The sequence below is a fragment of the Propionicimonas sp. genome (assembly GCF_034927565.1).
Classification (GTDB): Bacteria; Actinomycetota; Actinomycetes; order Propionibacteriales; family Propionibacteriaceae; genus Propionicimonas.
Genome location: NZ_JAYFPT010000126.1, coordinates 1 through 5,717 on the forward strand (window position 1 = coordinate 1; position 5,717 = coordinate 5,717).

General features: G+C 72.4%; 4 protein-coding genes. 1 reads left to right on the plus strand and 3 read right to left on the minus strand.

What is annotated here, in order from left to right; all coding sequences use genetic code 11:
- The first annotated feature begins 63 nt into the window (after positions 1-63).
- On the plus strand, positions 64-2,604 hold the full coding sequence (locus VB080_RS15980; protein WP_323419437.1) for a CHAT domain-containing protein: 2,541 nt from the start codon (positions 64-66) through the stop codon (positions 2,602-2,604).
- A 244-nt stretch (positions 2,605-2,848) separates the two neighbouring features.
- Here the strand turns inward: VB080_RS15980 and VB080_RS15985 are convergent, their stop codons facing one another.
- The 3 genes from VB080_RS15985 to VB080_RS15995 all read right to left on the minus strand — a co-directional run.
- The gene (locus tag VB080_RS15985; RefSeq protein ID WP_323419438.1) at positions 2,849-3,220 is read right to left on the minus strand and encodes a rhodanese-like domain-containing protein; all 372 of its coding nucleotides are present in this window, start codon (positions 3,218-3,220) and stop codon (positions 2,849-2,851) included.
- An 82-nt stretch (positions 3,221-3,302) separates the two neighbouring features.
- Positions 3,303-4,916, minus strand: a complete 1,614-nt coding sequence (locus VB080_RS15990; protein WP_323419439.1) for an ABC-F family ATP-binding cassette domain-containing protein — start codon at positions 4,914-4,916, stop codon at positions 3,303-3,305.
- 423 nt (positions 4,917-5,339) lie between these two features.
- Positions 5,340-5,717 (minus strand): RpiB/LacA/LacB family sugar-phosphate isomerase (locus tag VB080_RS15995; RefSeq protein WP_323419440.1); only part of this gene is annotated, 378 nt, incomplete at its 5' end.

Sequence of the window (5,717 nt, forward strand, 5' to 3'; positions counted from 1 at the left end):
GAGCCTTGTCCGCCGCGGGGCGGTGAGTAGGCAACCACCGAAACCGGACGGCATGCTTGGACCGTGACCCTTTCCGCGCAGGAGCTGTATCGTCGCGGCACCGACCACGTCAACGCCGGGCGCAATGCCGCTGCCCGCCGCTCGCTGACCACTGCCCTGACGCGCACCACCGAGCCCGATCTGCGTGCCCGGATCGCCGGCACCCTGTCCTATGTCGCCGGCCGCACCGGAGACCCCGGCGGAGCCGAAAGGCTGTGCCGGGACGCGCTCGCTGCGGACGGTGTCTCGCCGGCGACCGCGGCGATTCTGGAGGGGCAGCTGGGGCTGCTCGCCGTTGGTCGCGGGGACTGGACGGCAGCGATCGACTGGCTCGACCGGGCGATCGCCGGGATCGGTGACGATCCGTCGCACCGTCGGTCGATGTACCTCAACCGCAGCGTCGCCCACATGCAGTCGGGCGGACTGACCCGGGCGCGGCTCGACCTTGAGCACGCGGCAGCAGACTTCGCCGTCGACGGCTCCGAGCTGGACGTCGCCATGGTGCGCCACAACCTCGGCTACGTCGACCTGTTGGAGAGCAACCTGATCGAGGCGCTGGAGCAGATGAGCGCCGCGCACCCCGTCCTGGAAGCCTCCTCGGTGGTGAACGCCGCGATCGGCGAACTCGATCTCGCCGAGGTGCTGCGTGAGGCCGGCCTGACCACGGAGGCGGAACGGACGCTGGAGCGGGTCGCCCGCACGCTGGGCGCCCACGGCATGCGGCAGGCCCGCGGCGAGGCCGAGTTCAACCTGGCACGTTCGCTGCTGATGCACGACCCGGCCCGGGCAGCGACCGTGGCCCGCGCCGCCGCCCGGCGGTTCCGTTCCCTGGGCAGCACATCCTGGGCGGCCCGTGCCCTCGCCCTGCAGTTGCGCGCCGAGTTGGGCCAGCCGCCGTCCAGCCCGGTCACCGGCCTGGCCTCCGGCACCACCCGAGTACCGAGCCGGGCCCGGGTGGAGGCCGCGGCTGCTGACCTCGACCGGCTCGGGTTCGGCAGCGAGGCCACCGCGCTGCGGCTGAGCCAGCAGCTGTGGCAGGCCCGGCACGAACGGACGGTCAGGGGTTCCGGACGGAGCACTGACGAAGTCGCCGAACCTGTGGTGAGGGTGCCGCGGGACGCTCCCATCCAGTTGCGCCTGCTGGCCGACGAGGTCCGGGCAGCACGGGCCGGCACCGCCGGCCGGTATGCCCAGGCCCGCCAGCGCGCCGCCCGCGGCCTGGACACGCTGGCTGCCTGGCAGCGGTCCTTCGGCAGCATCGATCTGCAGACCTCGATCACCATGCACGCCACCGGGCTGGTGACCGAGGGGCTCGCGGCGGCGGTGGCCTCCGGACGGCCCGAGGTGCTGTTCGAGTGGTCGGAGCGCGCCCGGCACCTCAGCCAGCAGGTGGTGCCGCTGCGTCCGCCACCCGATCCCGAACTCGCCGCCGATCTCGCCGAACTGCGCGCCCTGCGGGCGGACAACCCGTCCGGTTGGCTGGCCGATCCCCGGACGGCCGCGCTGCAGGACCGCGCCCGGCGCCGGCAGTGGAGCACCACCGGGGTCGCCGGCGTCAACGACCAGGTGACCCTGGACGCGCTGCAGGGTGGCCTCGGCGCCGACACCGCCCTGTTGGCCTATGTCGCGACCGCGGACGGGCTGAGCTGCCTGGCGGTGACCGCCGACTCCGCCCGGCTGTTCCGGCTGACCGCCTGGCCCCGGCTGCTGACCGCGCTGACCGGCCTGCGTGCCGACCTGGACGTGTCGGCATCGGTCAGGTCCGGCCCGATGGCCGCCGTGGTGGCCCGCACCCTGGGCGAGCGACTGGCCGACCTCGAGGGTGTGCTGCTGCGCAATCCGTTGGCGGCGGTCGGCGACCGCCGGATCGTGCTCACCGCGCCGGGCGAGCTCGCCGGGCTGCCGTGGACGCTCCTGCCAGGTCTGCGCGGTCGTCCGTTCACCCTGGCTGCCTCGGCCACCCGCTGGGTGCACGACCGCACCCAGGCCGGTCGCCCCGGAGTCGGTTTCGCCGCCGGGCCCGGGGTGGCCCGCGGAGATGAGGAGGTGGAGACCGGCGTCTTGGCCTGGACAGGTGTCCCCGCCGCCAGCGCAGCGGCGCCGCGTGTTGTTCCGCAGGTGCTTCGCGGGCCGGCAGCGACGGTGGACGCCGTGGCGGCGCTCGCCTCCCGGGTGGGCGTGCTGCACGTCGCCGCGCACGGTCGGCATGCGGTCGACAACCCGCTGTTCTCCGGTCTCGAACTCGCTGACGGCGCCCTGTTCGGCTACGACATCGACCGGATCGGGCAGGTGCCCCAGACGGTGGTGCTGTCGGCCTGCGAGGTGGGCCGCTCGGCCGTCCGCTGGGGCGAGGAGGCGATCGGCATGACCCGCACCTGGCTGCACGCCGGGACCTCCTGCGTGGTCGCGGCTCCGGTGGCGGTCGCCGACGACGCCGCCTGCGAGTTGCTCGGCGCCATGCACACCGGGTTGGCGACCGGGCTGGCCCCTGCCGAGGCACTCGCCCGGGCCGCCGGCCGCACCGGGGTGCTGGCCCCCTTCCAGTGCCACGGCTCGGGGTTCTGAGGTCTCCCCGGAAAATTCCCCCGATCCGGATGTATCAGGACGGAGCAAAGCTGCTCTACACCTATGGAACGGCGCTTAGCACGGCGCAGCCGTTATTGGGGGGAGCTACGAGCGAAGCGGGTGGACAGCCCACGGCGGCCTCAGGCCGCGGCCGGGGGGCGCGGGCTGTTCACCACCGGTCCGGCGGGGGGTGCTGCCATCACGGCGGCGCCCCCTTGCCCCGTCCCGGGTGCGGACCGGGCGGTCAGTCGGTGACCACCTTCAGCCCGGTGACCTTCGCCGCCGCTTCCATCGATCCGGCATCGGTGACCGTGAGCCCGGCCTGCTGCAGCAGCGCGGCGGCCTGGGCGGAGCGCCTGCCCGAGCGGCAGTAGACGACGTAGGTACCGTCACCGGCGAGTTCGGTGAGCTGCTGGGCGAAGGAGTCGGCCTGGACATCGAGGTTGATCGCTCCCTCGAGGTGGCCCTCCGCGTACTCGGCCGGCGTCCGCACGTCGATGATCACCGCCGCCGGGTCGATCGTTGCCGGGGCAGGCTCGGCGGCGCAGCCGGCCAGGGTGAACAGTGCCACCAGCAGGGCGGTCAGGACGGACGGCAGGACGCGGGCGCGCGGCATCGGGTGCTCTCTTCGACGATGAGGCGGATGTACCCGCCCAGAATACCCATGGGGGTATCCTGGCGCCACCTCCGACCTGCGGTCAGGCCCGGTGCTCGCTGAGCCGGCCGTCCGGGTGGAGTCGGAACTCCACGGCCAGGCCAAGTCGGTCGAGGAAGCCACGGTCGTGACTCACCACCAGCAATGCACCGCGGTAGGCGGTGAGCGCGTCCACCAACTGCTGGATGCTGGCCAGGTCGAGGTTGTTCGTCGGCTCGTCCAGCACCAGCAGTTGCGCCGGCGGGTCGGCCAGCAGCAGCCGGGCCAGCGCCACCCGGAACCGCTCGCCGCCGGACAGCGTGGCCACCGGACGGTCGACGCTGTCGCCCCGCAGCAGGAACCGGGCGAGCCGGTTGCGCAGCACCCCGTCCGGGATGCCCGGCGCCTCCGCCGCCACGTTGGCCAACACGCTGAGCTGGTCGTCCAGCCCGTCCAGCCGCTGCGCCAGATACCCGATCCGGTCGGTGAACGCGACTGCCGTGGCCCGGGCCGGAAGGCCGGGAGGGTCACAGGAACGGCCGCCCACCAGTGCCTCGAGCAGGGTGGTCTTCCCGACACCGTTGCGGCCGGTCAGCGCCACTCGTTCAGGACCCTGCAGGACGAACTCACGGCCGTCGGAGCCGGTCAGGACAGCGATCCGCCGGGCGGCGGGCAGCTGCGGGTCGGGCAGGTCGATCCGGATCCGGGCATCGTCGCGCACCCGTCGCTCGGCCTCGTCGACCGCCACCCGAGCAGCCTCCACCCTGGCGTCGAGCAGGCCGCGGCGGGTGCCCTGCGACTTCTCGGCCGCGTTGCGCCGGTCGTGGATCGCAGCCGGGACGTAGCGCCGGTTGGCCCGGTCCTTGCGCGCCTGGCGTTCGGAATGAGCGATCTTCTGCTCCGCCTCGATCCGCTGCCGGCGCTCGACTCGCAGCGCCTGTTCGGCGGTGCGCAACGACTGCCGGGCGGCCTCCTGCTCGCGTTCCAGCGCGGCGACATAGGCGCTGTACGGTCCGCCGTAGACGGTGAGCGTCCCGTCCCGGAGTTCGGCGGTGTCGTCCATCAACTCCACCAAGGCGCTGTCGTGGCTGACCACCACCAGCGTGCCCCGCCAGCCGCGCACCAGCGCGTACAGCCGTTCGCGCGAGTCGCCGTCGAGGTTGTTCGTGGGCTCGTCAAGCAGGGCGACCGCCGCACCACGCAACCGGATGCCGATGATCGCAGCGAGCACCGCCTCACCACCGGAGATGGTGTCCACCCGGCGGTCGAGGTCGGTCGGCAGCCCGGCCTCGGCGAGCGCGGCGGCGCTGCGCTGTTCGAGATCCCAGCCGTCCCCGACCAGGTCGAACAGCTGGGGCCGGATGTCCCCGGCCTCGATGGCGCGGACGGCGTCCACCACCGCGCGGACGCCCAGCAGGTCGGCCAGGCTGGCACCGGCGGCGAGGGTCACCCCCTGGGGGAGGTAATCGGTGGTACCGGAAACCGCGACCGTGCCGGCGGTCGGACGTAACTCGCCGGCGATCAGGCGCAGCAGGGTGGACTTGCCGGCTCCGTTGTGGCCGACCAGCCCGGTGCGGCCGCGGCTGAAGGCAGCAGTGAGATCGGTGAGGACGGGGGCGCCGTCCGGCCAGGCGAAGCTGAGGTGGTCGAGCACGACCGAGGACGTGGGTGAAGGCATGCTGGGCTCCAGGGGTTCGGTGGAACGCACCGACCCCGGCAGCCGCCGGACAGGGCAGGGCTCGGGTCAGCGCGCGGTGGCGGTACCGGCGAGCTCAGTCATCGCTGTCCTTCGAAAGGTCCCCTGGCATTGCGGGATCTCCGCGGGGACGTCCTTCAGGATGTCACGGCAGCGCCACCCGTACAAACCGGGCGATTCCGGGCAGGCGCGTGGATAATCCACCCGGCCCCCCAAAATCGCCCGGTTTGTGCAACCACCGGACGGGATCAGGAGCGGGGCGCCCGACAACAGCCCACCGTCTCCCCGGCACAAACCGGGCAGCAGAGGCCACGCGCGTGGATAATCCATCCGGCCCCCCAAAATCGCCCGGTTTGTGCACGACTCGACCGCCCGTGAGGCGCAGCAGGAGTGGAGGCAGCCGCCTCAGAAGGCCAACCCCTTCGGGCTCGGTGCCAGCGGGGGCACCGAGGGGTCGGGCACCTGGAAGCCGTTGGCCTTGTACACCTCGTAATCGAAGTCCTCACACTCCTGGTAACCACGCAGGTGATAGGCGTAGAACCCATCCCAATCCTCATAGCCATCACCCAGCGACGCCTCCAAGAACGCATCCGCCATCGCCTCACCCAACGGCACACCCGTCCAAAACGCCCCCATAGCCAGCAGATTGGCGTTGTTCGCCGTCGCCGCCCGCCGGGCCGACGGCACCGTCTCCGCCACCGCAGCATGCACATGCGGCACCTTCGACGCCGCAATATGAATACCCATCCCCGTCCCACAAAACGCCAACGCCTTCTCGTACTC